Origin of the sequence: Marinobacter salsuginis (genome assembly GCF_009617755.1) — a bacterium.
Classification (GTDB): Bacteria; Pseudomonadota; Gammaproteobacteria; order Pseudomonadales; family Oleiphilaceae; genus Marinobacter; species Marinobacter salsuginis.
Genome location: NZ_BGZH01000001.1, coordinates 1,146,810 through 1,169,075, shown reverse-complemented (window position 1 = coordinate 1,169,075; position 22,266 = coordinate 1,146,810). Strand labels below are relative to the sequence as shown.

At 57.9% G+C, this 22,266-nt stretch carries 20 protein-coding genes; 8 read left to right on the top strand and 12 right to left on the bottom strand.

What is annotated here, in order from left to right; all coding sequences use genetic code 11:
* The first annotated feature begins 70 nt into the window (after positions 1–70).
* On the top strand, positions 71–1,432 hold the full coding sequence (locus tag GJU83_RS05425; RefSeq protein ID WP_153633910.1) for a YihY/virulence factor BrkB family protein: 1,362 nt from the start codon (positions 71–73) through the stop codon (positions 1,430–1,432).
* Here the strand turns inward: GJU83_RS05425 and GJU83_RS05420 are convergent.
* The 4 genes from GJU83_RS05420 to GJU83_RS05405 form a co-directional block, all read right to left on the bottom strand.
* Positions 1,415–2,464 carry an HDOD domain-containing protein gene (locus tag GJU83_RS05420; protein ID WP_069184442.1) on the bottom strand — a complete coding sequence of 350 codons (1,050 nt, stop codon included), beginning with the start codon at positions 2,462–2,464 and terminating at the stop codon, positions 1,415–1,417. The genes GJU83_RS05425 and GJU83_RS05420 overlap by 18 nt on opposite strands.
* Positions 2,465–2,574: 110 nt before the next feature.
* Positions 2,575–3,804, bottom strand: coding sequence for a DUF445 domain-containing protein (locus GJU83_RS05415; RefSeq protein ID WP_153633909.1), 1,230 nt, complete (start codon positions 3,802–3,804; stop codon positions 2,575–2,577).
* A gap of 119 nt (positions 3,805–3,923) precedes the next feature.
* Positions 3,924–4,658, bottom strand: coding sequence for a 16S rRNA (uracil(1498)-N(3))-methyltransferase (locus GJU83_RS05410; protein ID WP_153633908.1), 735 nt, complete (start codon positions 4,656–4,658; stop codon positions 3,924–3,926).
* 28 nt (positions 4,659–4,686) lie between these two features.
* The gene (locus GJU83_RS05405) at positions 4,687–6,039 is read right to left on the bottom strand and encodes an adenosylmethionine--8-amino-7-oxononanoate transaminase (protein ID WP_153633907.1); all 1,353 of its coding nucleotides are present in this window, start codon (positions 6,037–6,039) and stop codon (positions 4,687–4,689) included.
* Positions 6,040–6,287: 248 nt separating this feature from the next.
* Between GJU83_RS05405 and GJU83_RS05400 the strand changes: the two genes are divergently transcribed.
* The 4 genes from GJU83_RS05400 (at position 6,288) to GJU83_RS05385 (ending at position 9,691) form a co-directional block, all read left to right on the top strand.
* Entirely contained in the window at positions 6,288–6,578 is a 291-nt protein-coding gene (locus GJU83_RS05400) for a type VI secretion system PAAR protein (RefSeq protein ID WP_153633906.1), read from the top strand.
* A 368-nt stretch (positions 6,579–6,946) separates the two neighbouring features.
* Entirely contained in the window at positions 6,947–7,666 is a 720-nt protein-coding gene (locus GJU83_RS05395) for a hypothetical protein (RefSeq protein ID WP_069184438.1), read from the top strand.
* Positions 7,667–7,728: 62 nt separating this feature from the next.
* Positions 7,729–8,616: a hypothetical protein gene (locus GJU83_RS05390; RefSeq protein ID WP_153633905.1), complete on the top strand. Its 888-nt coding sequence runs from the start codon at positions 7,729–7,731 to the stop codon at positions 8,614–8,616.
* Positions 8,617–8,722: 106 nt separating this feature from the next.
* Positions 8,723–9,691: a hypothetical protein gene (locus GJU83_RS05385; RefSeq protein WP_167516389.1), complete on the top strand. Its 969-nt coding sequence runs from the start codon at positions 8,723–8,725 to the stop codon at positions 9,689–9,691.
* On the opposite strand, the gene GJU83_RS05380 is transcribed toward GJU83_RS05385, so the two are convergent.
* The 8 genes from GJU83_RS05380 to GJU83_RS05345 all read right to left on the bottom strand — a co-directional run bounded on the left by GJU83_RS05380 (position 9,692) and on the right by GJU83_RS05345 (position 17,709).
* Entirely contained in the window at positions 9,692–10,303 is a 612-nt protein-coding gene (locus GJU83_RS05380; RefSeq protein ID WP_069184435.1) for a hypothetical protein, read from the bottom strand. It lies immediately after the preceding gene.
* A 145-nt stretch (positions 10,304–10,448) separates the two neighbouring features.
* Entirely contained in the window at positions 10,449–11,195 is a 747-nt protein-coding gene (locus tag GJU83_RS05375; protein WP_069184434.1) for an amino acid ABC transporter ATP-binding protein, read from the bottom strand.
* A 13-nt stretch (positions 11,196–11,208) separates the two neighbouring features.
* Positions 11,209–11,880: an amino acid ABC transporter permease gene (locus tag GJU83_RS05370; protein WP_069184433.1), complete on the bottom strand. Its 672-nt coding sequence runs from the start codon at positions 11,878–11,880 to the stop codon at positions 11,209–11,211.
* A 91-nt stretch (positions 11,881–11,971) separates the two neighbouring features.
* Entirely contained in the window at positions 11,972–12,730 is a 759-nt protein-coding gene (locus GJU83_RS05365) for a transporter substrate-binding domain-containing protein (protein ID WP_136630158.1), read from the bottom strand.
* Between the two features lie 297 nt (positions 12,731–13,027).
* Positions 13,028–13,897 (bottom strand): methylenetetrahydrofolate reductase [NAD(P)H], encoded by an 870-nt coding sequence (gene metF / locus GJU83_RS05360; protein WP_069184431.1) that lies wholly within the window; start codon positions 13,895–13,897, stop codon positions 13,028–13,030.
* A gap of 12 nt (positions 13,898–13,909) precedes the next feature.
* Positions 13,910–15,304, bottom strand: coding sequence for an adenosylhomocysteinase (ahcY, locus tag GJU83_RS05355; RefSeq protein ID WP_153633903.1), 1,395 nt, complete (start codon positions 15,302–15,304; stop codon positions 13,910–13,912).
* A gap of 63 nt (positions 15,305–15,367) precedes the next feature.
* Positions 15,368–16,558 carry a methionine adenosyltransferase gene (gene metK / locus GJU83_RS05350; protein WP_069184429.1) on the bottom strand — a complete coding sequence of 397 codons (1,191 nt, stop codon included), beginning with the start codon at positions 16,556–16,558 and terminating at the stop codon, positions 15,368–15,370.
* A 149-nt stretch (positions 16,559–16,707) separates the two neighbouring features.
* The gene (locus tag GJU83_RS05345) at positions 16,708–17,709 is read right to left on the bottom strand and encodes a metalloregulator ArsR/SmtB family transcription factor (protein ID WP_153633902.1); all 1,002 of its coding nucleotides are present in this window, start codon (positions 17,707–17,709) and stop codon (positions 16,708–16,710) included.
* 236 nt (positions 17,710–17,945) lie between these two features.
* Here GJU83_RS05345 and tkt point away from each other — a divergent pair, with 236 nt between their 5' ends.
* From tkt to GJU83_RS05330, 3 genes are read left to right on the top strand one after another with little or no spacing between them, the layout of a single operon-like run.
* The gene (gene tkt, locus GJU83_RS05340) at positions 17,946–19,946 is read left to right on the top strand and encodes a transketolase (RefSeq protein ID WP_153633901.1); all 2,001 of its coding nucleotides are present in this window, start codon (positions 17,946–17,948) and stop codon (positions 19,944–19,946) included.
* Positions 19,946–20,977: a type I glyceraldehyde-3-phosphate dehydrogenase gene (gap, locus tag GJU83_RS05335; protein WP_153633900.1), complete on the top strand. Its 1,032-nt coding sequence runs from the start codon at positions 19,946–19,948 to the stop codon at positions 20,975–20,977. The genes tkt and gap overlap by 1 nt, the downstream gene beginning before the upstream one ends.
* A 29-nt stretch (positions 20,978–21,006) precedes the next feature.
* Positions 21,007–22,167 carry a phosphoglycerate kinase gene (locus GJU83_RS05330; protein WP_153633899.1) on the top strand — a complete coding sequence of 387 codons (1,161 nt, stop codon included), beginning with the start codon at positions 21,007–21,009 and terminating at the stop codon, positions 22,165–22,167.
* Positions 22,168–22,266: the final 99 nt, after the last annotated feature.

Here is a 22,266-nt window from a genome sequence, read left to right as displayed (position 1 = left end):
AGCGCCAGCCGGGTTGTCTACTGACAGTTGCCTGATAAGCTTAGGAAAACACTTGCATGCAGGACTTTGCGTGGCTTCCATTCAGATGAGAGAAAGACTCCAGGCTGCTGAAAGCTGGATTCTGTCCAACTCGAACCCTCCCCAGAGTTGGCCCTGGACCTGGTTGTACAAGGTCGGACGCACGGCGTACGCCATGGCCCGGGACGTAGTCAGCGGGCAGCTCACACTTCATGCCATGAGCCTGGTCTACACCACGCTGCTGAGTATCGTGCCGCTTCTTGCCTTGAGCTTTTCGGTTCTCAAGGCGCTGGGTGTGCATCAGCGGATGGAACCATTCCTGTTCCAGTTCTTTGAGCCGCTGGGGCCCCAGGGGATACAACTCGCCGAGCAGATCCTCGGGTTCGTGGATAACATGAAGGTTGGGGTGCTCGGCTCTGTCGGCCTGGCGTTGCTGGTCTACACGGTGGTGTCCCTGCTTCAGAAAATCGAACGCTCCTTCAACATGATCTGGCGCGTGCCGGACATGCGCTCCATGGCACAGCGCTTCAGCAACTACCTGAGCGTCATCATGGTGGGACCGTTGCTGATGGTTTCAGCTATTGGTGTGAGCGCGACCATTTTCTCCTCAACCATTGTCCAGAAGCTGATTGAAATCGAGCCGTTCGGTTCGGTGATTCTGGTTGCCAGCCGCTTTACGCCGTTTTTTCTGGTGGTTGGCGCGTTCACCTTTGTTTACGTGTTCATGCCCAACACCCGGGTCAAGTTGCGGTATGCCGCCATCGGCGGTCTCGTGGCCGGGGTTTCCTGGCAAGCTGGCGGTATGCTGTTTGCCTCCTTTGTGGCGGGTTCGGCCAAGTACGCCGCAATCTATTCCAGTTTCGCCATCGGCATCATCCTGCTGATCTGGATCTACTTGAACTGGATGATCCTGCTACTCGGTGCCAGCCTGGCGTTTTATCTGCAGAATCCCGGGTCAGTGGCCAAGCGGCGCCAGGTACAATTGGCACCGGAGCTCCAGGAGAATGTGGCGCTCGCGACTATGTGGCTGGTGGCCAAACCGTTCAGTGAGGGGGAGCCGGCGCCTCAGCAGGAAGTATTGGAGCACCAGTTGAGAGTGCCGGGTGAGGTGACCCGTGCGCTCAGTGACAAGTTGATCCGGGCGGGTTTGCTCAGCCTGGCCGGAAGCCAGGGCGATAGACTTGTGCCCGGACGGGCACTGGATCTTATTACCGTGGGTGAGGTACTCAGGGCTGTTCGCCACGACGAGGACCGGATAGTTGACCGGCTGCCAAAGGTCATTCCGGCTGAATTGCTGGGTTCGCGAAAGGTGGAGGAGACGCGAACATTCGCCGAGTTGTTGCGAGCTGATGATCATCAGGAGAGGGCCGGATCATTGGCCGAACCTGTGCCTGTGTCAGCTCCTGACCGTTGATCGACCGCCTTCCCGGAGCATCTTCTGCACCGCGTTGCGGACGTTGCTGATTTGGTCCGGGGTTAAACGTACCAGTTTTGGCAACTGCTCTTCGGCAAGATTCCGCTGGTGCGCGTGCCTGAGTACCTCCCTGGTACCAATGACCATGCCATCGGTCAGGGGCGTATGCTTCTGTCTTGGCGCCGGTCGTTCGGCCGCCAGAAGGTAGGCGTGATACTTGGGGGGAAGGTTCCATTCGTTCGCCAGTAACTGGCAGGTGGCCCACTGGTACCTCGCCAGTGCGTGGCGGATAAGTGCAGGCTCCGGTTCTCCGGATGCAGAAAGTGACCGGCAGATGCGTTGCAGTTCCCGGCGGATGGTGATGTAGCCAAGTGAAGGCAGCAAACCCACCATGAAGTGTGCGCTAGTGTCTTCTCCCTGAGTCCTCGCAATCAATTCCGCCGATCGTGCGCAGGTCAGGCCCCAGCGCCAGACGCGTTGCCCGAAAAGCGCTTCTCGGCTGTTCCTCGCGGCCATCATGGGGCGCATTACCGCGGCGGAAATAACGTTCCTGATGCCATCCACCCCGAGTATGAACACCGCCTGGTCCACCGACTCAATGGCATGGTCGCTGGTGCGGAAGTAGGGACTGTTGGCAATCTGCAACAATTGATCGGTCAGCGACGGATCTCCAAGAATGATCTCTGTCAGCCGGTGGCGGTCGGTCGATTCATCAGAGAGAGCCCGCATGAGCATGGGCAGACTCATGGGTTGCCGTGGAAGTTCTTCCATTTTGTTCTTGGACAGGCGCTGATCGAGTTCCGCCAGCACCTCGTCGTAAGACGAAAGATCAGCCCGCAAAGCCGCGGGTTCGGCGTCCAGTAGCCAGCAGAACAGGTGCTCCTCCAACTGTTGGGCCAGTTCAGGGCCTGTGTCCGGGGTTTCGTTGGGCGGGATCTGCGGGGATGGATTGAACAGCCTCGCCTCTGAAGCTGGCGGTGCAGGTTGTTTAGTGGTGAATAATCCTGAAATCCAGGAGAGAAAACCTGGCATCCGTTGCCTCCGGGTCGAACCTGTTCGAAGTAATGAACCTCCGTTTCTGAGAGTATAGATGTACGACGCATCCTTGCACAGGTTTCAAGCCCGTGAATTACTGCGGGAATTTACAGGAACGATTCCCCGAACACGAACACCAGTTGGCAGATGCCAGCGCCAAAGCCCAGGAAAGCGCCCACAAGTATCAGTTTGATTTCGTCCTCCTGGAAACAGGGCCGGAGAAGGTCCTGGAATTCTTCAGAAGACAGGGCGATCATCCGCTCGACCATGATCGATTCCACCGCCCGGGCCCGGTCCTTCTCGAACACCGGGTTGTTGAACGATGTCTGCGATATTTCGATGGCTTTTTCGCCCACCTTGTTCTTGAGGGTGGCAAAGCCGGTGGGGCCGAAGGCCATCTGGGTCAGCGCCTTGCCCATGCCGGCGGTTTCATCCACCAGCGGTTTGATGTGCTTCTTGACCATGTTGCGGGCGCGATCACCCTTGGGCCCATCGAGAATGGCGTTAATGATGTTGCCGACGGTAAGAATCTCGTGGGTCACGATGTGGCAGAAGGATTCTGCCACGGCCGGCTGGCGCTTCAGGAACAGGCCCTGAATGCGGAATGGCCCGACTTTTTTGGCGTGCAGCGGCCGGAAAATAACGTTCAGGGCAATCCAGTTGGTCGCCCAGCCCACCAGCAGGCCGAAGAAGGGCAGTACCCACCAGCTCGGGTAGACATACCAGACCGCCATCTGGATCAGGCCGAACAGGAAGCCGAAGTAGAGCCCCGAGTTGATGATGAACCGGAATTCCACCTCACCACATTCAATAAAGATCCGGTTCAGCAATTCCTTGTCGCTGGCCAGGCGGTCAATGACCATGCCTTTGATATCCAGCAGGTCTTCGATGTTATCGGAGACGTCCTCAACCAGGTTGTCCACCAGCTGAGGCGTTGATTTGCGGACGCGGTCGTAAACCATCTTCCGGGCAGAGGCGGGCAGGTTTTCCCAGAAGGTGGGGTATTCCTTGAGCATCATTTCGTCCACGTACTCCTCGATGCGGGGTTCGACATAGTGAACGATATGGGTGGCCAGAACCTTGGGGTCAATCTGCTGGAAGATTTCCCGAACGGTGCCGATCTTCGAGATGGTGGCGTCGACACTGATAGCGGCCATTTTCCGGGCCTTCGAGGGGATGATGCCCTGCCAGCCGAGCAGCGGTGGTTTGCCAATGAATTCCAGGGGATAGAAAGTCATTTTGATGGCCAGCCAGTTGGTGGTCCAGCCGATCAGGGCGGCAATAACCGGGATACTGAGGTATTGCCAGAATTCTTGGGTGCTTAGCAGGCTTGTCATCCCGTTACTCGCGTGTGATCGTTTTTTTGCTTTCGGAGTCGACAGGGATAATGTTGTTGGCACCCCTCCATGTCAATGACTTGCGTGCCGACATGAGACGGCGGCACGGTCGGAATCGATCAGCTGCCGATATCACCCCACAGCCATTGGCAAAGCGCCATGGCCGCAACCGGTGCGGTTTCGGTGCGCAGCACCCGGGGGCCAAGGGCTACCGGCAGAAAGCCCTCTTTTTCCGCCCGGGCAATTTCCTCGGGCGAAAGGCCGCCTTCCGGGCCGATCATCAGCGCAACTCGCCCCGGGGGAATAATGGACTTCAGAGCGTGCTCGGTGCGGTGATGCAATACAAGGCGGACTTCGCAATCGCGGCTGTGTTCCAGCCACTCGGAAACCGTCATCACCGGCAGTATCTCCGGTACCCGGGCGCGCCCGCACTGTTCGGCGGCGCTGATGGCAACGGATTGCCAGTGGCGCAGGCGTTTGTCTTCCCGGTCGCCCTTCAGTTTTACGTCGCATCGTTCGGTGGTCAGCGGCACGATACGGGTAACACCCATTTCCACGGCTTTCTGCACCGCGTAGTCCATGCGGTCGCCCTTGGAGAGAGTCTGGCCGAGGACGATTTCGAGGGGGGATTCTGTGGCGTTGGCCTGTGGAGTGCCCACCTGGACTTCCACGTTCTTCTTGCTGGCGCTGGTGATGGTAGCGGGGTAGTCGTTGCCATCGCCGTTGAAAAGCAGCAGATCCTGCCCCGGTTGCATGCGCAATACCCGCCCGACGTGTTGCGCCGCGTTGTCATCAAGTGCTGCGGTGCCGCCCTCCGTGAGGGCGGAATCGGTGTAGATGCGGGGTATACGCATGGGCTGGTCTCTCAGGTCCGGGCGGCTGTCAGTCGCGAACTGCGATCTCAATGCCTTCCGTTGCAACCTGGCCCAGATGGCGGATCTGTTCTTCGGTGATCACGTAAGGCGGCATGAAGTAAACCACATTACCCAGGGGGCGAAGCAAGGCCTGGCGAGTCAATGCATGCTGGTAAACACGAATGCCACGGCGTTCCTGCCAGGGGAAGGGCGTTTTCGAGGCTTTATCTTTCACCATTTCCACCGCTAGGGTCATGCCATGCTGGCGGATGTCGCCGACATTGGGGTGGTCCACAAGATGGGCGACGGATTCGGCCATGCAGGCAGATAGCCGGTGGTTGCTCTCGATGACATTGTCATCACGGAAGATGTCCAGGGTCGCCAACGCCACGGCGCAACCAATGGGGTTGCCGGTATAGCTGTGGCTGTGGAGGAAGGCCTTCAGGGTTTCGTAGTCGTCGTAGAAGGCGTTATAGACATCATCGGTGGTCAATACCACGGACAGTGGCAGGTAGCCGGCGGTAAGTCCTTTGGACAGGCACATGAAATCCGGAGTGATGCCGGACTGTTCACAGGCAAACAGGGTGCCGGTACGGCCAAAACCAACGGCGATCTCATCCGCAATCAGGTGCACGCCATAGCGGTCGCAGGCTTCCCGAAGTTTGGTGTGGTAGATGGGGTGATGCATTCGCATGCCGCCGGCACACTGGATCAGCGGCTCCACCACCACGGCGCAGATTTCGTCGTGCTTTTCGGCGAGGAGCTTGTCCATGGCTTCAAACTGGCGCAGTGCGTAGGCCTCATCGGTCTCACCCGGCTCTTTGTTGAAGGCGTCTGGGGAAGGGGCTGTCAGTACCTCCATCAGCAATGGCTGGTAGGTGTCCTTGTAGAGCGACACATCGCCGAGGGCCAGAGCGCCAAGGGTTTCACCGTGGTAGCTGTTGCTCAGGTTCACAAAGTTTTTCTTGCCCGGTTTGCCATGGTTCTTCCAGTAGTGGAAGCTCATCTTCAGGGCGGCTTCGATGGCCGAGGAGCCGTTGTCGGCGTAAAAGACCTTATTCAGGCCCGGTGGAGTAACTTCGATAAGACGCTCGGACAGATTGACGACCGGCTCGTGGGTAAAACCGGCAAGGATAACGTGCTCAAGTTCGCCAATCTGCTTCTGGATCGCCGCGTTGATTCTCGGATTGGCGTGGCCAAACAGATTGACCCACCACGAGCTGACGGCATCGATAAAGCGATTGCCTTCAAAATCTTCCAGCCAGACACCTTCACCCCGCTTGATGGGCACCAGGGGCACGGCGCCTTCGTGGTCTTTCATCTGGGTGCAGGGGTGCCACACGGACTTGAGGCCACGGGTGACGAGGTCAGCATTGCGCATGATAATTCTCCGTCAGACGGTCTGATTCTGGGTTGTCGCTGTTAACCTGTGCGGATATTACAGTTAACAGCGGATATCGGCCACCCGGATTTCGGGTCGACCTGGCCCGGAATTGCCTGACGTTTCCTACCCCTTGATTCCATCACACTGTGAGATCGAAGGGTTTGGCTGGCAGAGTGCTTCAGTATAAACTGCCGGTTTACTGCTAAAGAGCCAGGATGGCTCTGCAAAAACGCAAAGGACGCGACATGAGTAAAGCGATTGTTCTGCTCGGAGACCTCGGCTCCGATCACGAAGGTTTCCCGCCCACCCCGGTGATTGCCGGTTCCCCAGATGTACTGATTGATGGCAAGCCCGTTGCCCGGGTGGGCGATCCGCTGGCAGCCCACTCCAAACCCAAGCATCCGCCCCATCCGCGGACCATCACAGGAGGTTCGTCGACTGTCCTGATCAATGGCAGGCCGGCAGCGGTGACAGGCGGTTCGATTTCATGTGGTGGGGTGACTATTGGGTCGGGAACTGTGGTGATTGGTGATTGAGACACTCACAGTTATTTCAGCGTTCTTGGGGGTGCCTTCACGATAGGCGGCTTACTGGGAGTCCTTTTTACAGTGACAGTGGCGTTTTAAAGGAAGCGCATGGTGGAGGCCAAGATTGCCGCACCCGGCGCCTACTGTGAACATCTCCTTTTCAGTTGCACGGTTGATTTACGAGTTTTGGAATGATGAGTAACGAGGTACTTCTTGCACTGGCCTGTCGCACTCTGAATTGCAAGTCAACCGGCCAGGGCGGAGAGTCCGTTCCTGGTGGATTTCCCTGCTATAGTTAACAGTACACATCCGGATTGGGTCCTGATTTTTGCTGTGCAGGCCATCCGCTTTCATGATTTTGGCTAGGGAAGCGGAACATGGACTATCGCGCGGTTGTTCTGGCAATCAGTACATTGTGCGCTATTTGCTCCCAGGTTGCGTCAGCTCAGGATTCCGTTGCAGAGCTGACGCTGAAGGGCGATAGATTTCTGGAATCTCTGACCGAAGAGGCGTCCGTCAGTGGCCGGGTTGTGGCGGGTGTTCTGGCCTCGAATGCTAGGCCCGCTCAGACCCTGTCACTTTTTTCATCACCGGTAAGGGAAGGTGAGGATGTCTGTGTCCGGGTAGTCTCCCGTGATGGACTGTACTGGTCTGAAAACACTTTCCGATGGCCGACTGGTACGAAGGCCGACAGGGTTCGACTGCCCAACCACTCCGAATATGATCTCAGCCGCTACGCGGCGAAGGATCTCTCTGTCCTCGGATACGAGGGGGATTGCAATGAGGTAGAGCGTGGCCCCGTTCTGATAGCTGTCCGTGGGGATAGTAATCATTTACCGGACTCTCTGGATATCCTGGTTAATTCCGGCCGCTCGGATACCTTTGCGGTGGTCACTTCGCCGGATGTCGAGGCCGGAACAATTGCATGCGGTCTTATCCGGGAGGGCCGCCGAACCGGATACGACACGATCTGCACAGTGCCCATTACCGATGCCGGTACTGGAAGCCTGGCCCTTCGCATCATGCGCCGAAGGTTTGATCGGATGATGCCGCCGACGGAGCTGGTCGTGCGTTTGCCGGATCGAGCTGGTAGGTGAAGTGTATGAGACTTGCCTGTTCAGCAAGGAGGCGCCTTCGCAGAATCCGATTCCTGTCTGCAATGAGCCTGAATAGGCAGCCCCGAAAGGTGGCTTTGTGCTTCTCGGCGGGCCTTATCCTGGTTTTTCTGGGCCTTTATCTGGATGGTCGTGATCGCATCTTCACACTGAATGCCGTAACGGAAGCCGCGTCTCTGGTCACTACGGATGGTGCTTTCTCAGAGTGGCGTGTGGGCGGGGCCGCTCTGTACACGGAACCTTTCACGACGGAGGGTGCCGCAATATCACTTTCAGAGAACGCTTACCTTTTGATTCGCCGGGGTACCCGGGTGGATATACAGCGTCATGGTATCCAAGATGTCCGGCTCACGCTTCGTTCCAGCGAAGGGTCGGTTGGCGGTATCGTCAGCCCCGGCAACGACGATAGGCGGCTCGGAAAGTGGGCTTCGCTTAAGGTGGCGTCGGAAGAAAGGCCACTTGTTTGGCCCTTTCGGGGCAATCTTGTTGTCGGAGATGATGTGAGCAGTGGCGTGGACAGTATTCTGCTGCAGGGAACCGTCAACGTGCTTGAAGAGCAGCTTTTCCGGGATACCCGCTACAATGCAGGGACCAGTGAGTTGGATCGGGGCGACAAGGTCGGTTTCTGGAGAGAGCCCGACGAGCATGAGGAAGCGGTCGTTGAGGGCTTTTTGAGAATCGAGCCCTCCAATCAGGAAAGGTTTACCGAGGCTCTGAACGCGATCCAGCTTGTTGCCCACGGAAGTGCGGACCACGTCAAAGTTGAGAGGCTGGGCAGTTCCGGCTATCAAATAAGGGCTACGAGCTGGGCCCGGTTCCTCTACGATCCCCTGCTTTCGTTTTTCGCGGGTCTCGGAGCACTGTTGTTCGCAGCAATAGAAATCTATTCCAATGTTCGTGAAATTTTGAGGGATGTGGCCACCCGTGATTAGAACGAGAGCTCTGCTCCTCTTAATTCTGTTACAGATGTTTCGCACGGCAGAGGCGATACCTCCTCAGGCCTTTTTAAGTGCCGGTGAGCACGGTCAGGCTGTGCTGATGAGCCGTCTGAATGAGTGCTATGCCGTCACCCCGGCACACGTGATCGGTGATGGTTTTTTCGCCACCTTGGTCGGTGGGAGCAGTTCCCGGCCCAGAGGAGAAGCAGATCTTTTACAACGCTTTGGCTACGATCTTGCTGTATTGCGTGTGACCGGAGCCATCTCGGATGGCTGTGACTTCGATCTGGGCGCTCCCTCTTCATTGGATCGGGTCTTATCGACGGCGGGAAGCGGCCTGATCGTATCAGTCAATTCGGACGGCAGCCTGAGTCGCAGAAACGTAAGGGTATCGGATGTGGGGCTTCTGTATCTGAGAGTCAGCCCTGTCGGGCCTGAAAGCCAGTTGTTTAAAGGCCTCAGTGGGAGTTTGCTCGTGCTGAATGATGCACCGGCGGGAATTCTTATGTCCGTTGATCCGCAGAGTGGGGAAGGCAAAGTGCTGCGGTTCGATCGTGCAGTAGAAACCGTCCGGCCATTTTTCGGCATGAAAACTGGTAGTCCGATAACAACAACAGTCTTGCCCGAGGTCGCTGATGCCAGCGAGGACAACCTGGCAGCGACCGTTGAGAGGTGGTCAAGTCCCGCGTTGTCCGCAGAATACCGGGTGTCCAACCTTATTGATGAGATAGGAGCTGGTACGGTCTGGCTGGCAGCAGCTCAGGGATTTCCAATCGAAGTGGTTGTCGACCTACGAGGAGACGGGGTGCAAGTTGTTGATCGGGTGGTCCTGATCGGGGATGGAGTTGTGCCCCCAGAAAGTCTGCCCAGGGATTTTGAGCTTCTGGTCAGCTCCAGGGAAAACGGCGGCTGGATGCCGGTAGTGACGGGAACCTACTTCACCTCTGACAGTTCGAGGGAGGTGGCTTTTGCGCCAGTCCGAGCCCGGAAGATAATGCTAAGGATCTATTCTCACTGGGGCGATGAGGCCGGAGTCGGGCTTGCCGGCCTTGTCATCCCTGTCAGATAACTACTGTAGCCGCGCTGTGGCAGAGTAGGTTCCTTCGTAGGCGCCGCTGCAACGCAGTTCTCCATTCAGATTTGCGCTGTCTCCCAGCGTGAAGTAGCCCTGACAATAACGAGACTGGAACTCAAGCCCCGTTCCACTTATCTGTCCGTTGTATTTCGCGGGGGGATAATCGCCACCAGAGAAAGTGAATTGGCCCGTGTCCTCGTGAAACTCGCCTAGTTTGAAGCTGTAGGAGTTCGCCAACTTTTGCAAAGTACTTTTTTCAGCTTCTGTTTCCTTTTCGCCGGCTGTCAGTTTAAAGGGCAGAACGGTGACGTCTCTGAACTTTCCCTTTAAGGCAAGCGCTCGCATCGCATCATCGGCGCTATTGAAACCAATGCCATAGGCCACTTCCTTCATGGCAAGGTCGTCGGATTTCAACATGACATCCAGTGCTGCAAGTCGGGTGCTCTGGTCGGGATCATTCAGCAGTGCCCGGAACTGATTGATGCGTTCCTTGCGCTCGTTGATTTCCTTTAATAACTCTTCTGCCGACTGCGCAAGAGCAGAACCTGACAAGGATAGAAGTAACACTGATGGCAGCAGGTAGTGACGGATCCCAGGCATGCCCATAGACACCTCCCTTTGACTATTGACCGCTCAGATAAGGATAGCCGCTGGATTTGCAGTGTCTAATTTATAACCAGATTGGCCTGCGAGGTTTGATATCAGGCAGGATGAGAAAGCCCCCGAAGCGGGGGCTGATGGCGCGGCTACTTCAGTGCGCAAGAACCCGAGAAAGAAACGCCTGCGTGCGCTCATTCTGCGGGTTGTCGAACACATCGTCTGGTTTGCCCTGTTCCACAATCTGGCCTTCGTGAATGTAGATCACACGGTCGGCTACTTCACGGGCGAAGCCCATCTCGTGAGTCACGACCATCATGGTCATGCCTTCCTTGGCCAGCTCGCGCATAACGTCCAGCACTTCGCCGATCATTTCCGGGTCCAGTGCTGAGGTTGGCTCGTCGAACAGCATCAGGCGCGGTTCCATGGCCAGGGCCCGGGCGATCGCGACCCGCTGCTGCTGGCCGCCGGACAGCTGGCTTGGGTATTTGTCGGCCTGGTTGCCAATGCCCACCCTGTTCAGCAGTCGTTCGGCGGTCGCGTTGGCTACGGTTTGAGACGTGCTCTTCACCTTCTGGGGTGCCAGCATGATGTTCTTCTTGACCGTGAGGTGCGGGAACAGGTTGAACTGCTGGAATACCATGCCCACTTCCTTGCGGATTTCCGCGAGGGATTTCGGGTTGCCGCTCTTGGGCGCCAGCGGGTGGCCATCCACCTCCAGGGTGCCGGACTCGAACTCTTCAAGACCGTTTACACAGCGGATCAGGGTGGATTTACCGGAGCCACTGGCACCGATGATTACCACCACTTCGCCTTTTTCGACAGTAAGATCAATATCTTTCAGGACATGCAGTTTGCCGAAGTACTTGTTCATGCCCTTCATTTTTACAATCTGAGTCATGGGTAACGTTCCTTCAGACAGAAGCCAGACCGCGCCGCTCAACGAAGCGGAGAATCAGTGACAATGAGAGGGTAATGGCCAGGTAGAGGATCGCGACCACAAAGTACACCTCAAACGCGGTAAAGGTGTTGGCAATATAGATCTGACCCTGGCGAACCAGCTCACCCACGCCAATCACCGAGAACAGTGACGTGTCCTTGATGCTGACGATGGCCTGGTTGCCCAGCGGCGGAATCATCCGGCGGAACGCCTGCGGCCAGACCACAGACCAGAAGGTCTGGGTGCGGGACAGGCCCAGGGAAAGCCCGGCTTCGGTCTGGCCCTTGTCGATGGACTGAACGCCACCACGGACCACCTCGGATATATAGGCGCCGGAGTTCAGGGCGATGGCCGCGATGCCGGCCGTCAGGGGATCAATCGGGCCGCCGATAAGGTCGGGCAGACCGTAGAAGATGAACAGCACCTGAACCAGAATCGGCGTGCCGCGAAAGATTTCAATGTAGGCGGTTGCCGGCCACCGCAGGAACCACTTCTTGTTGATGCTCAGCAGGCCAAAGACAATGCCCAGAGCAAAACCGATCAGAAGACCGCCAAAAGAAATCAGCAGGGTGTAGGGGATCCCTTTGATCAGAAAAGGGATGGAGTCGATGGCTGCCTGCCAGTCGAACTGAAACTGGAATTCCACAGTGAGAGTCTCCGCAGAGTTTTGGAGTCACGGATTGCCGGGGCAGTGATGCCCCGGCACAGGGAATCAGACCAATAGGGTCCGGGAGGCCTTACATGTCTTCGGGCATGGGGCCAAACCACTTCTCGTAGATGGTCTTGTAGGTACCATCTTCTTTCATGGCGGCCAGGGCCTCGTTAACGTCATCAACCCACTCACTGCCACTCTTCAGGGCGATACCATACTGCTGGCCTTCATACAGCGGGCCAACGGTTTTCACCTTGCCTTCACCTTTGGTGCGGGCGAAGTAGCCAACGTTCGGCGCATCGTAGAAGACAGCATCAATGGAGCGGGACATCAGCGCCATGTACATGTCCGAGCTGCCCGGGTAGGGGGTTACGCCGTCATCGGCTTCCAGATTCTTGACCAGGTAGTCGTAACTGGTGCTGCCGATCTTGGTGCCGATTTTCTTGCCTTCGAGGTCGTCGAATTCGCTGACATCGCCGTTGCTCTCGCGAACAAGAATGCGCAGGCCGGAATCGTAGTACGGGTCTGAGAAGTCGACGATTTCTTCACGTTCTTCGGTAATGGTGATGCCGGCAATGGCAATGTCGACGTTACCGGTTTGCAGGGCCGGGATGATGCCGTTGAAATCCATGGTGTTCAGATCAATCTCGAAACCGGCACGGTCGGCCACCTCGCGGATGATTTCCATGTCAAAACCGATCATCTCGCCGGTTTCCTGATCCATCATTTCAAACGGAACGAAACTGGGGTCAGTGACGACGCGCAGGGTCTCTGCGCTGACGGTTCCTGCGGCAACGGTGAGTGCCAGGCTGGCGCTTACGGTCTTTAGCCACTTCGTGCTCATACATTCTCCTTTTCTTTCTTATGAGGCTCCATTTGCCCGGTAAGGCAAGCCGGACCAATCACTGCTGTTGACTGCGATCTCCGGGGAGCGTTGATGGAACTGCATCACATACACTCTAGACTATTACGCAGATGGACACAGGAAATCAAATGCTTGGCGGGGAGGTGCGGCTGGTGGAGCTTGTTGGATTACGTTCCTTTGGACCGAATCCAACCCACGATGAGTGGCTTAAATTTTCGGGAGAAAGGTAGGTCGGATTAGGCCCAACGGGCCGTAATCCGACACCGGTTACGCGCATCAGAAAGCAATCTTCTCCCGCTCACTGATGCCCAGGTTCTTCCAGATGCTGATGCTGGGTTCCACCTGGTTCAGGGTATAGAAATGCAAGCCCGGCGCGCCGGCCTTCAACAGCTTTTCGCACATCTCGGTGACCACTTCCTCACCGAATTTGCGGATGGAATCGCTGTCGTCGCCGTAGGCCTCAAGCTGCTTGCGAATCCAGCGGGGAATTTCCGCGCCGCACATGTCGGAGAAGCGAACCAGGTTGGAGAAATTGACGATGGGCATGATGCCCGGCACCACCGGAATGGTAACGCCCATCTTCTCCAGACGGTCGATAAAATAGAAGTAACTGTCTGCGTTGAAGAAGTACTGGGTGATAGCGCTGTTCGCACCGGCCTGAACCTTGCGGGCAAAGTTCTTCAGATCTTCTTCGGCGTTGCGTGCCTGGGGATGAAACTCAGGGTACGCCGCCACTTCCAGGTTGAAGGTGTCACCGCTGTGCTCGCGGATGAATTCCACCAGCTCGTTGGCGTAGCGAAGCTCACCGGCGGCCCCCATACCGGATGGCATGTCGCCCCGCAGGGCGACAATCCGGTTGATTCCATGCTCCTTGTAAAGATCCAGCAGCTCGCCGATTTCCTGGCGGGTGCCCCCGACGCAGGAAAGGTGCGGAGCCGTGGAAATGCCCTGGCTATGCAGGTTGAGCACGGTCTCGATGGTGCGGTCCCGGGTGGAACCACCGGCGCCGAAGGTGACCGAGAAAAAGTCGGGATTCACCTCGGCCAGCTGGTTGCGCACGTTCTGCAGCTTTTCCTTGCCCTGGTCGGTCTTGGGCGGGAAAAACTCAAAGCTGAAACGGCGCTTGAACTGTTTCTGGGATTGCATCTGTTTACCCGATCAGTACTTGTAGCTTTCTGGCTTGTACGGGCCTTCGACCGGTACACCGATGTATTTGGCCTGCTCCGGCGTCATCTTGGTGATCACTCCACCAAAGCCTTCCACCATGGCCCGGGCCACTTCCTCGTCCAGGTGCTTGGGCAGAACCTGAACATATACGCCTTTCTCACGGGCATCTTCCGGCAGGTCGGCGAACTTGCGCTCGAACAGGTACATTTGGGCCAGAACCTGGTTGGCGAAGGAGCCATCCATGATTCGTGACGGGTGACCAGTGGCGTTACCCAGGTTTACCAGGCGGCCTTCGGAGAGCAGGATCAGGTGGTCGTTGGTGGCCTTGTCGCGGTACACAACGTGCACCTGCGGCTTCACCTCGTCCCATTCCCAGTTCTTGCGCATGTAGGCGGTATCGATCTCGTTATCGAAGTGGCCGATGTTGCACACTACGGCTCCGCTCTTCAGCGCCTTGAGCATGTGTGCATCGCACACATTCATGTTGCCGGTGGTGGTGACCAGCAGATCGGTGTTCTGCAGCAGATCACGGTCCACGCCCGCTTCGGTGCCGGTGTTAACGCCGTCGATGTAAGGGGACACCACTTCAAAACCGTCCATGCACGCCTGCATGGCGCAGATCGGATCGGCTTCGGTGACTTTCACGATCATGCCTTCCTGACGAAGAGAGGCGGCAGAGCCCTTGCCCACGTCGCCGTAACCGATGACAAGGGCTTTCTTGCCGGAAAGCAGGTGATCGGTCGCGCGCTTGATGGCGTCGTTCAGGCTGTGGCGACAACCGTACTTGTTGTCGTTCTTGGACTTGGTGACCGCGTCGTTCACGTTGATGGCCGGAACCTTCAGGGTGCCTTCGCGCAGCATTTCCTGCAGGCGATGCACGCCGGTGGTGGTCTCTTCGGTCACGCCGTGGCACTTGGCCAGAATCTCCGGGTATTTTTCGTGGAGCAGGGCAGTCAGGTCGCCGCCGTCGTCCAGGATCATATTCGGCTCCCAGCCCTCGACGTCGGCACCCACGGTGCGCTCGAGGCACCAGTCGTACTCTTCGTCGGTCTCGCCTTTCCAGGCAAATACAGGAATGCCCTGCGCCGCGATGGCCGCAGCAGCTTGATCCTGGGTTGAGAAGATGTTGCATGAAGACCAGCGCACGTTGGCGCCCAGTTCCACCAGGGTCTCGATCAGCACGGCGGTCTGTATGGTCATGTGGATACAGCCCATGATGTTGGCGCCTTTCAGCGGCTGCTCGGCTTTGTACTTCTCACGGAGCTTGATCAGGGCCGGCATTTCGCCTTCGGCGATGTTGATTTCCTTCCGGCCCCAGCCGGCCAGGGAAATATCGCGAACCTTGTAGTCGTCAAAGCTGTTCAGTTTTTCTGCGGGAGTGCTCATGGTGTTCTCCTGTCAGTCAGTTTGGCTTGGGCATATGTCTGGTGACATACGCCCCAAATCGGTTTAGATACCAGCAGCATCCTTGAGAGCCGCGGCGCGATCGGTCTTCTCCCATGGGAAGGCAGTAAAGGTCTTGCCACCCACGGTCATCTCGTACGGATCGCGGCCAAAGTGGCCGTAGGCTGCCGTGGCCCGGTACATCGGATGCAGCAGATCGAGCATGTTGGTGATCGCATACGGGCGCAGGTCGAAGTTTTCGCGAACCAGCTGGATGATCTTGTCGTCGCTGATCTTGCCGGTGCCGAAGGTGTTCAGGGAAATCGACGTTGGCTGGGCAACGCCGATGGCGTAGGACACCTGGATCTCGCACTTGTCAGCGAGGCCGGCGGCAACAATGTTCTTGGCTACGTAGCGGCCGGCGTAAGCGGCGGAACGGTCGACCTTGGACGGATCCTTGCCGGAGAAGGCTCCACCACCGTGGCGAGCCATACCGCCATAGGTGTCGACGATGATCTTCCGGCCAGTCAGGCCGCAGTCGCCCACCGGGCCGCCGATCACAAACTTGCCGGTCGGGTTGATGTGGAACTGGGTGTCCTTGTGGAGCAGTTCAGCGGGCAGCGCGTGCTTCACGATCAGTTCCATCACCGCTTCTTTCAGGTCTTCCTGGGTCACGTCTTCATCGTGCTGGGTGGACAGAACCACCGCGTCGATACCGGCGACACGGCCATTCTCGTAGCGGCAGGTTACCTGGCTCTTGGCGTCCGGGCGCAGCCACGGCAGCAGGCCGCTCTTGCGGGCCTCGGCCTGGCGCTGCACCAGACGGTGGGAGAAGGTGATCGGTGCCGGCATCAGCACGTCGGTTTCGTTGCTGGCGTAGCCGAACATCAGGCCCTGGTCGCCTGCACCCTGGTCTTCCGGCTTCTGGCGGTCAACGCCCTGGGCGATATCCACCGACTGCTTGCCGATGATGTTGATGATGCCGCAGGTGTCACCGTCGTAGCCCACTTTCGAGGAGGTGTAGCCGATGTCCTTGATCACACCGCGCACCAGGTCTTCCAGGTCGACCCAGGCACTGGTGGTGATTTCACCGCCAACGATGGCCACACCGGTTTTCACCATGGTTTCGCAGGCAACACGGGCGTGGGGATCGTCGGTCAGAATGGCATCCAGCACGGCATCAGAGATCTGGTCTGCCAGTTTGTCCGGGTGGCCTTCAGAGACCGATTCGGAAGTGAAGATATTGTAGTCAGCCATAACGCATGCTCCTCTGTGAGCGATTCAAATTCAGGCCGGTAAGTGGCTTTCTTAAAGCGCTTTCCGGTATCCGGTTTGGTGGTCTGTGTAAGGATACGTAAAACTACGTATCCGTATATCAAAATTTGTTGATATTGCGATTCAGGTCGTCAAATCTGGCCGCTGTGTTTCCAGAATTCGCGAACCTGGATCTGGAAACCGTTTCGCAAGCCGATGAACAGCTGTTCCCCGGCTAGCAGGCCAGCGTCCGCTGCCCAGCTTGTCAGCTCTTCCGGCTCGAAACCGAGCCAGAGATCACCGCAGTTTTCTTTGGCCCAGTCCTGGTCGTGACTGCACAGGTCGCTGATCACAAAGCAGCCGCCGTTGTTCATCAGTGCCGCGGCATCCAGGAAGATGTCAGCGGGGCTGGGCACGTGGTGCAGCACCATGTTGGCAACCACCAGGTCGAAGGCGTCGCCCCGGGCCAGCAGGGTGTCGGTTACGCCCTCAATCAGATCGATGTTGTTCAACCGTTCTTCAATACACGTGCGGGTTGCCTTGGCCAGCATGTCCCGGCTGTTATCAAGGGCAATCACGTGTCCGCAAAGCTCAGCCAGAACAGGCAGAAAGGCGCCTTCACCGGGGCCGATTTCCAGGGCCGACTGCCACTGGTGCTTGCGGGACCGCTTGCGGATCATCTCCGCTACCGGCTCCGCATAAAGGTCAAAGGCGGCGATCAGTTCCTGTTGTTCCCGGAACTGTTCTGCATGGCGGGCAAAGAAGGCCTGGGACTGATCGGCGCGCTGGGTACGAATGGCTTCAATCCGTTCCTGCAGGTGAGGGGGCAGCGGCACCCGGTCCACCACCTCAAATATCTGGCGAATGGTCTGGTCAGTTGGCTTGTCGCTGTCCAGGTGCAGCGGGCGGCGATAGAAGATCGCATTGCCTTCGCGCTGAGGCTCCAGCAGACCGGCCTTGTTCATCACTTTCAGGTGGTGGCTCATGCCGGACTGGCGCATATCGAACAGCTGGCTGAGTTCCAGTACCCCGAAGGTATCCCTTCTCAACACACGCAAAATCTCCAGGCGCAACGGATCCCCGCTCGCTTTGAAGATCGGGGCCAGTGCGTCCACGGAGGACAGGTTATCGGCGTGTGCGTTCATGGATGTCATGGCAACGAAGTGTAGGGTGCTTCGGGTGGTCAATCAATAGGCATATCAAAAAATTTTGATATAGGTTTATCGTTCTTTGAAATCAGACCCTTTCGGAAATCCACAGGCAAACAATGGTGAAACAGGCGTATGCCGATTTGCCCCGGCACACACTAATCGGCGAAAATACGCGCCTCATTTTGATCGCCCTTTAATCACTACGAATTCTTTTCCTGCAAAATACTGGAGAAACGTCAATGCCGTCTCGTAAAGATCTCGCCAACGCCATTCGCGCGCTGAGCATGGATGCGGTTCAGAAAGCCAAGTCCGGCCACCCGGGTGCGCCCATGGGTATGGCGGATATCGCCGAGGTTCTGTGGAACGATTACCTGAGCCACAACCCGGCCAACCCTCAGTGGGCCAACCGGGACCGCTTCGTGCTGTCCAACGGTCACGGCTCCATGCTGCAGTATTCCTTGCTGCACCTGAGCGGTTACGACGTTTCTATCGACGACATCAAGAACTTCCGTCAACTGCACTCCAAGACCCCGGGGCATCCCGAGTACGGCTACACCCCGGGCATTGAAACCACCACCGGCCCTCTCGGCCAGGGCATCGCTAACGCCGTTGGCTTTGCCATTGCCGAAAAGTCCCTGGCGGCTCAGTTCAACCGCCCGGGTCACGAGATTGTTGACCACTACACCTACGCGTTCCTCGGCGACGGCTGCCTCATGGAAGGCATCTCCCACGAAGTGGCGTCCCTGGCCGGCACCCTCGGCCTCGGTAAACTGGTGTTCTTCTACGACGACAACGGCATCTCCATCGATGGCGAGGTTGAGGGCTGGTTCACCGATAACACCCCGCAGCGTTTCGAGTCCTACGGCTGGCAGGTGATTCCCGCCGTCGATGGCCACGACGCCGACGCCATCCGCGCCGCTATCGAAGCGGCCCGGGCCAACACCGATCAGCCCACCCTGATTTGCTGCAAGACCATCATCGGCTTTGGTTCCCCGAACAAGCAGGGCAAGGAAAGCTGTCACGGTGCTCCTCTGGGTGACGACGAAATCACCCTGACCCGCGAGCAGCTGGGCTGGCAGCACGGCCCGTTTGAAATCCCGGCCGACATTGCCAGCGCCTGGAATGCCCGTGAAAAGGGTGCCGCAGCCCAGACTGAATGGGAGCAGAAGTTCGCCGCCTACGAGAAGGCCGAGCCGGAACTGGCAGCTGAGTTCAAGCGTCGAATGGCCGGCGACCTGCCTGCCGATTTCGCCGAAAAGGCCCAGGCTTATATCCAGGAATGCCAGGACAAGGCCGAAACCGTGGCTTCCCGAAAGGCTTCCCAGAACACCCTGAACGCCTACGGTCCGTTGCTGCCGGAACTGATGGGCGGCTCTGCCGACCTGGCCGGATCCAACCTGACCATCTGGTCCGACACCAAGGGTCTGACCAAAGAAGACGCGAGCGGAAACTACATCTACTACGGTGTTCGTGAGTTCGGCATGGCCGCCATTATGAACGGCATCGCGCTGCACGGTGGTTTCGTGCCCTACGGCGCGACCTTCCTGATCTTCATGGAATACTGCCGTAACGCCGTGCGCATGGCCGCGCTCATGAAGCAGCGTTCCATCTTCGTGTTCACCCACGATTCCATCGGCCTCGGCGAAGACGGCCCGACACACCAGCCGATCGAGCAGATGGCCAGCCTGCGCACCACGCCCAATATGAGCATGTGGCGCCCGGCCGACACCGTTGAATCTGCAGTGGCCTGGAAAGCCGCTCTGGAGCGCAAAGATGGCCCGACGGCCATGGTGTTCTCCCGTCAGGGCCTGCCGGCTCAGGATCGCGACGCCCAGCAACTGGCTGACGTGGCTAAGGGCGCCTACATCCTCTCCGACAGCGAGGGCACTCCGGATCTGATCCTGATTGCCACCGGTTCCGAAGTGGCCCTGGCCCAGGACGCCGCTGCCAAGCTGCGGGAGCAGGGCAAGAAGGTGCGCGTTGTTTCCATGCCGTCCACCGATGTGTTCGACGCCCAGAGCGCTGAGTACAAGCAGCAGGTTCTGCCGTTGGACGTGACCAACCGCATCGCCATCGAAGCCGGTATTGCCGACTACTGGTACAAGTACGTTGGCCTGGACGGTCGCATCATCGGCATGACCACCTTTGGTGAGTCTGCCCCTGCTGGCGAACTGTTCAAGGAATTCGGCTTTACCGTGGACAATGTCCTGGAAGTGGCGGCTGAGCTGCTGGACGCCTGATGACAGACTCTGCGCCTTTTCGTGTCGCCATCAACGGGTACGGCCGAATCGGCCAGTGCGTGTTGCGCGCGCTTTATGAAAATGGCTTTCGCGACCACCTGCAGGTGGTCGCGATTAATGAGCTGTCGGATATCGACACCATTGCACACCTGACCCGATACGATTCCACCCATGGCCGGTTCCAGGGTGATATTTCGGTATCGGGCCAGGATCTCATGGTCAATGGCGATGCGATCCGCGTGTTGAGTCATGCTGACCCGGCAGAACTGCCCTGGCGGCTGCTTGATGTCGATCTGGTACTGGAATGTTCCGGCGCCTTCTCAGATCGCGCCACGGCCCAGAAACATATCGATTCTGGCGCCAAACAGCTGCTGTTCTCGCAGCCGGCCGAGTCAGATGTAGACCGCACCGTGGTCTACGGTGTGAACCACGCCGATCTCACAGCTGATGATGTGATCGTGGCCGCCGCCTCATGCACCACCAACTGCCTCGTTCCGGTGATCAAAGTGCTGGACGACGCGTTTGGTGTGGAGCAGGGCAGCACCACCACGATCCATGCCGCCATGAACGACCAGCCGGTCATCGATGCCTACCACCATCAGGATCTGCGGCGCACTCGAAGTGCCCTGCACAACATCGTCCCGGTGGAAACTGGTCTCGCCAAGGGTATCGAGCGGCTGCTGCCCAACATGGAAGGCAAGTTCAGCTCGGTGGCCATGAGGGTACCGACCATGAACGTGTCCGCCATCGACATGGTGGTGAATGTGCGCAAGAGCACCGATGTGGCAGCGGTGAACAGCCTGCTAAAAGAGGCCGCCAATGGCCCATTGAAGAGCATACTCGGCTACACCGACGAACTGCTGGCAAGCTCCGATTTCAACCACGACGCCCATTCCGGCGTGGTGGACGGCGGCCAGACCCGGGTAACCGGGGGCATCATGGTGAAAGTACTGTGCTGGTTCGACAATGAGTGGGGGTTCGCGAACCGGATGCTCGATGTCAGCAAAAGCTGGTTAACCAAACATTCTTAATCTGAAATTTTGTTGAAGGGACGAACGTTATGGCCATCAAAAGAATGACCGACCTCAACCTCGCCGGCAAGCGAGTGCTGATCCGTGAAGACCTGAACGTGCCGGTCAAGGACGGCAAAGTCTCCAGCGACGCCCGCATCCGCGCGTCATTGCCCACCATCAAGGCCGCCAAAGACGCCGGCGCCAAAGTCATGCTGATGTCCCACCTCGGCCGCCCGGAAGAAGGCGTGTACGACGAAGCCTCCTCCATGAAGCCTGTGGCCGATCACCTGACCAAACTCCTCGGCCAGGAAGTCCGCCTGATCAAGGACTACCTCGGGGGCGTTGAAGTCGCCGACGGCGAAGTCGTCCTGTTCGAAAACGTCCGCTTCAACAAAGGCGAAAAGAAAGACAACGAAGAACTGTCCAAAAAGTACGCCGCTCTGTGCGACGTCTACGTCATGGACGCCTTCGGCACAGCCCACCGCGCCCAGGCCTCCACCCACGGCGTTGCCAAATACGCCCCCGAAGCTTGCGCCGGCCCCCTGCTGGCGGCGGAACTGGAAGCCCTGGGCAAAGCCCTGGATAACCCGGCCAAACCGGTGGTTGCCATTGTTGGCGGCTCCAAGGTTTCTACCAAACTGGACGTGCTCAACGCCCTGGAGAAAGTTTGCGACTCGATCATCGTCGGCGGCGGCATTGCCAACACCTTCCTGGCGGCCGCTGGTCATCCGGTGGGCAAATCCCTGTGCGAGCACGACCTGATTGACACCGCCAAAGACATCGCCAGCCGCGTTGAAATCCCACTGCCGGTAGACGTGGTTGTTGCCAGCGAATTCGCCGAAACGGCTACGGCAACCGTCAAGAACATCTCCGACGTCAGCGACGACGACATGATCCTCGACGTCGGCCCGGAAACCGCTGGCGAATTCGCCCAGTTGCTGAAAAACGCCAAAACCATCCTGTGGAATGGCCCGGTTGGCGTCTTCGAATTCGACCAGTTCGGCAACGGAACTAAAGCCCTGGCCGAAGCCATCGCCGAAAGTGACGCCTTCTCCCTCGCCGGCGGTGGTGACACCGTCGCCGCCGTTGACAAGTACGGCGTTGCTGACAAAATCTCGTATATCTCCACCGGTGGTGGCGCTTTCCTGGAATTCGTAGAAGGCAAGACACTCCCGGCAGTAGCGGTATTGGAAGAACGCGGCGAGTAAACAAACAGAAGCGGTTCTGATCGGGCCCTACAACAAGACCAGAATCGCAAGGCAGGTGGAGGATCGCTTCCCGGGACTGTCTGCAGCATGGATGCTGCA

Bases quoted from the DNA above. Each gene is read 5' to 3' on its own strand.
- GJU83_RS05420 (WP_069184442.1), bottom strand. From the start codon at position 2,464: ATGCCAGGTTTTCTCTCCTGGATTTCAGGATTATTCACCACTAAACAA.
- GJU83_RS05415 (WP_153633909.1), bottom strand. From the start codon at position 3,804: ATGACAAGCCTGCTAAGCACCCAAGAATTCTGGCAATACCTCAGTATC.
- GJU83_RS05410 (WP_153633908.1), bottom strand. From the start codon at position 4,658: ATGCGTATACCCCGCATCTACACCGATTCCGCCCTCACGGAGGGCGGC.
- GJU83_RS05405 (WP_153633907.1), bottom strand. From the start codon at position 6,039: ATGCGCAATGCTGACCTCGTCACCCGTGGCCTCAAGTCCGTGTGGCAC.
- GJU83_RS05400 (WP_153633906.1), top strand. From the start codon at position 6,288: ATGAGTAAAGCGATTGTTCTGCTCGGAGACCTCGGCTCCGATCACGAA.
- GJU83_RS05395 (WP_069184438.1), top strand. From the start codon at position 6,947: ATGGACTATCGCGCGGTTGTTCTGGCAATCAGTACATTGTGCGCTATT.
- GJU83_RS05390 (WP_153633905.1), top strand. From the start codon at position 7,729: ATGAGCCTGAATAGGCAGCCCCGAAAGGTGGCTTTGTGCTTCTCGGCG.
- GJU83_RS05385 (WP_167516389.1), top strand. From the start codon at position 8,723: ATGAGCCGTCTGAATGAGTGCTATGCCGTCACCCCGGCACACGTGATC.
- GJU83_RS05380 (WP_069184435.1), bottom strand. From the start codon at position 10,303: ATGGGCATGCCTGGGATCCGTCACTACCTGCTGCCATCAGTGTTACTT.
- GJU83_RS05375 (WP_069184434.1), bottom strand. From the start codon at position 11,195: ATGACTCAGATTGTAAAAATGAAGGGCATGAACAAGTACTTCGGCAAA.
- GJU83_RS05365 (WP_136630158.1), bottom strand. From the start codon at position 12,730: ATGAGCACGAAGTGGCTAAAGACCGTAAGCGCCAGCCTGGCACTCACC.
- metF (WP_069184431.1), bottom strand. From the start codon at position 13,897: ATGCAATCCCAGAAACAGTTCAAGCGCCGTTTCAGCTTTGAGTTTTTC.
- ahcY (WP_153633903.1), bottom strand. From the start codon at position 15,304: ATGAGCACTCCCGCAGAAAAACTGAACAGCTTTGACGACTACAAGGTT.
- metK (WP_069184429.1), bottom strand. From the start codon at position 16,558: ATGGCTGACTACAATATCTTCACTTCCGAATCGGTCTCTGAAGGCCAC.
- GJU83_RS05345 (WP_153633902.1), bottom strand. From the start codon at position 17,709: ATGACATCCATGAACGCACACGCCGATAACCTGTCCTCCGTGGACGCA.
- tkt (WP_153633901.1), top strand. From the start codon at position 17,946: ATGCCGTCTCGTAAAGATCTCGCCAACGCCATTCGCGCGCTGAGCATG.
- gap (WP_153633900.1), top strand. From the start codon at position 19,946: ATGACAGACTCTGCGCCTTTTCGTGTCGCCATCAACGGGTACGGCCGA.
- GJU83_RS05330 (WP_153633899.1), top strand. From the start codon at position 21,007: ATGGCCATCAAAAGAATGACCGACCTCAACCTCGCCGGCAAGCGAGTG.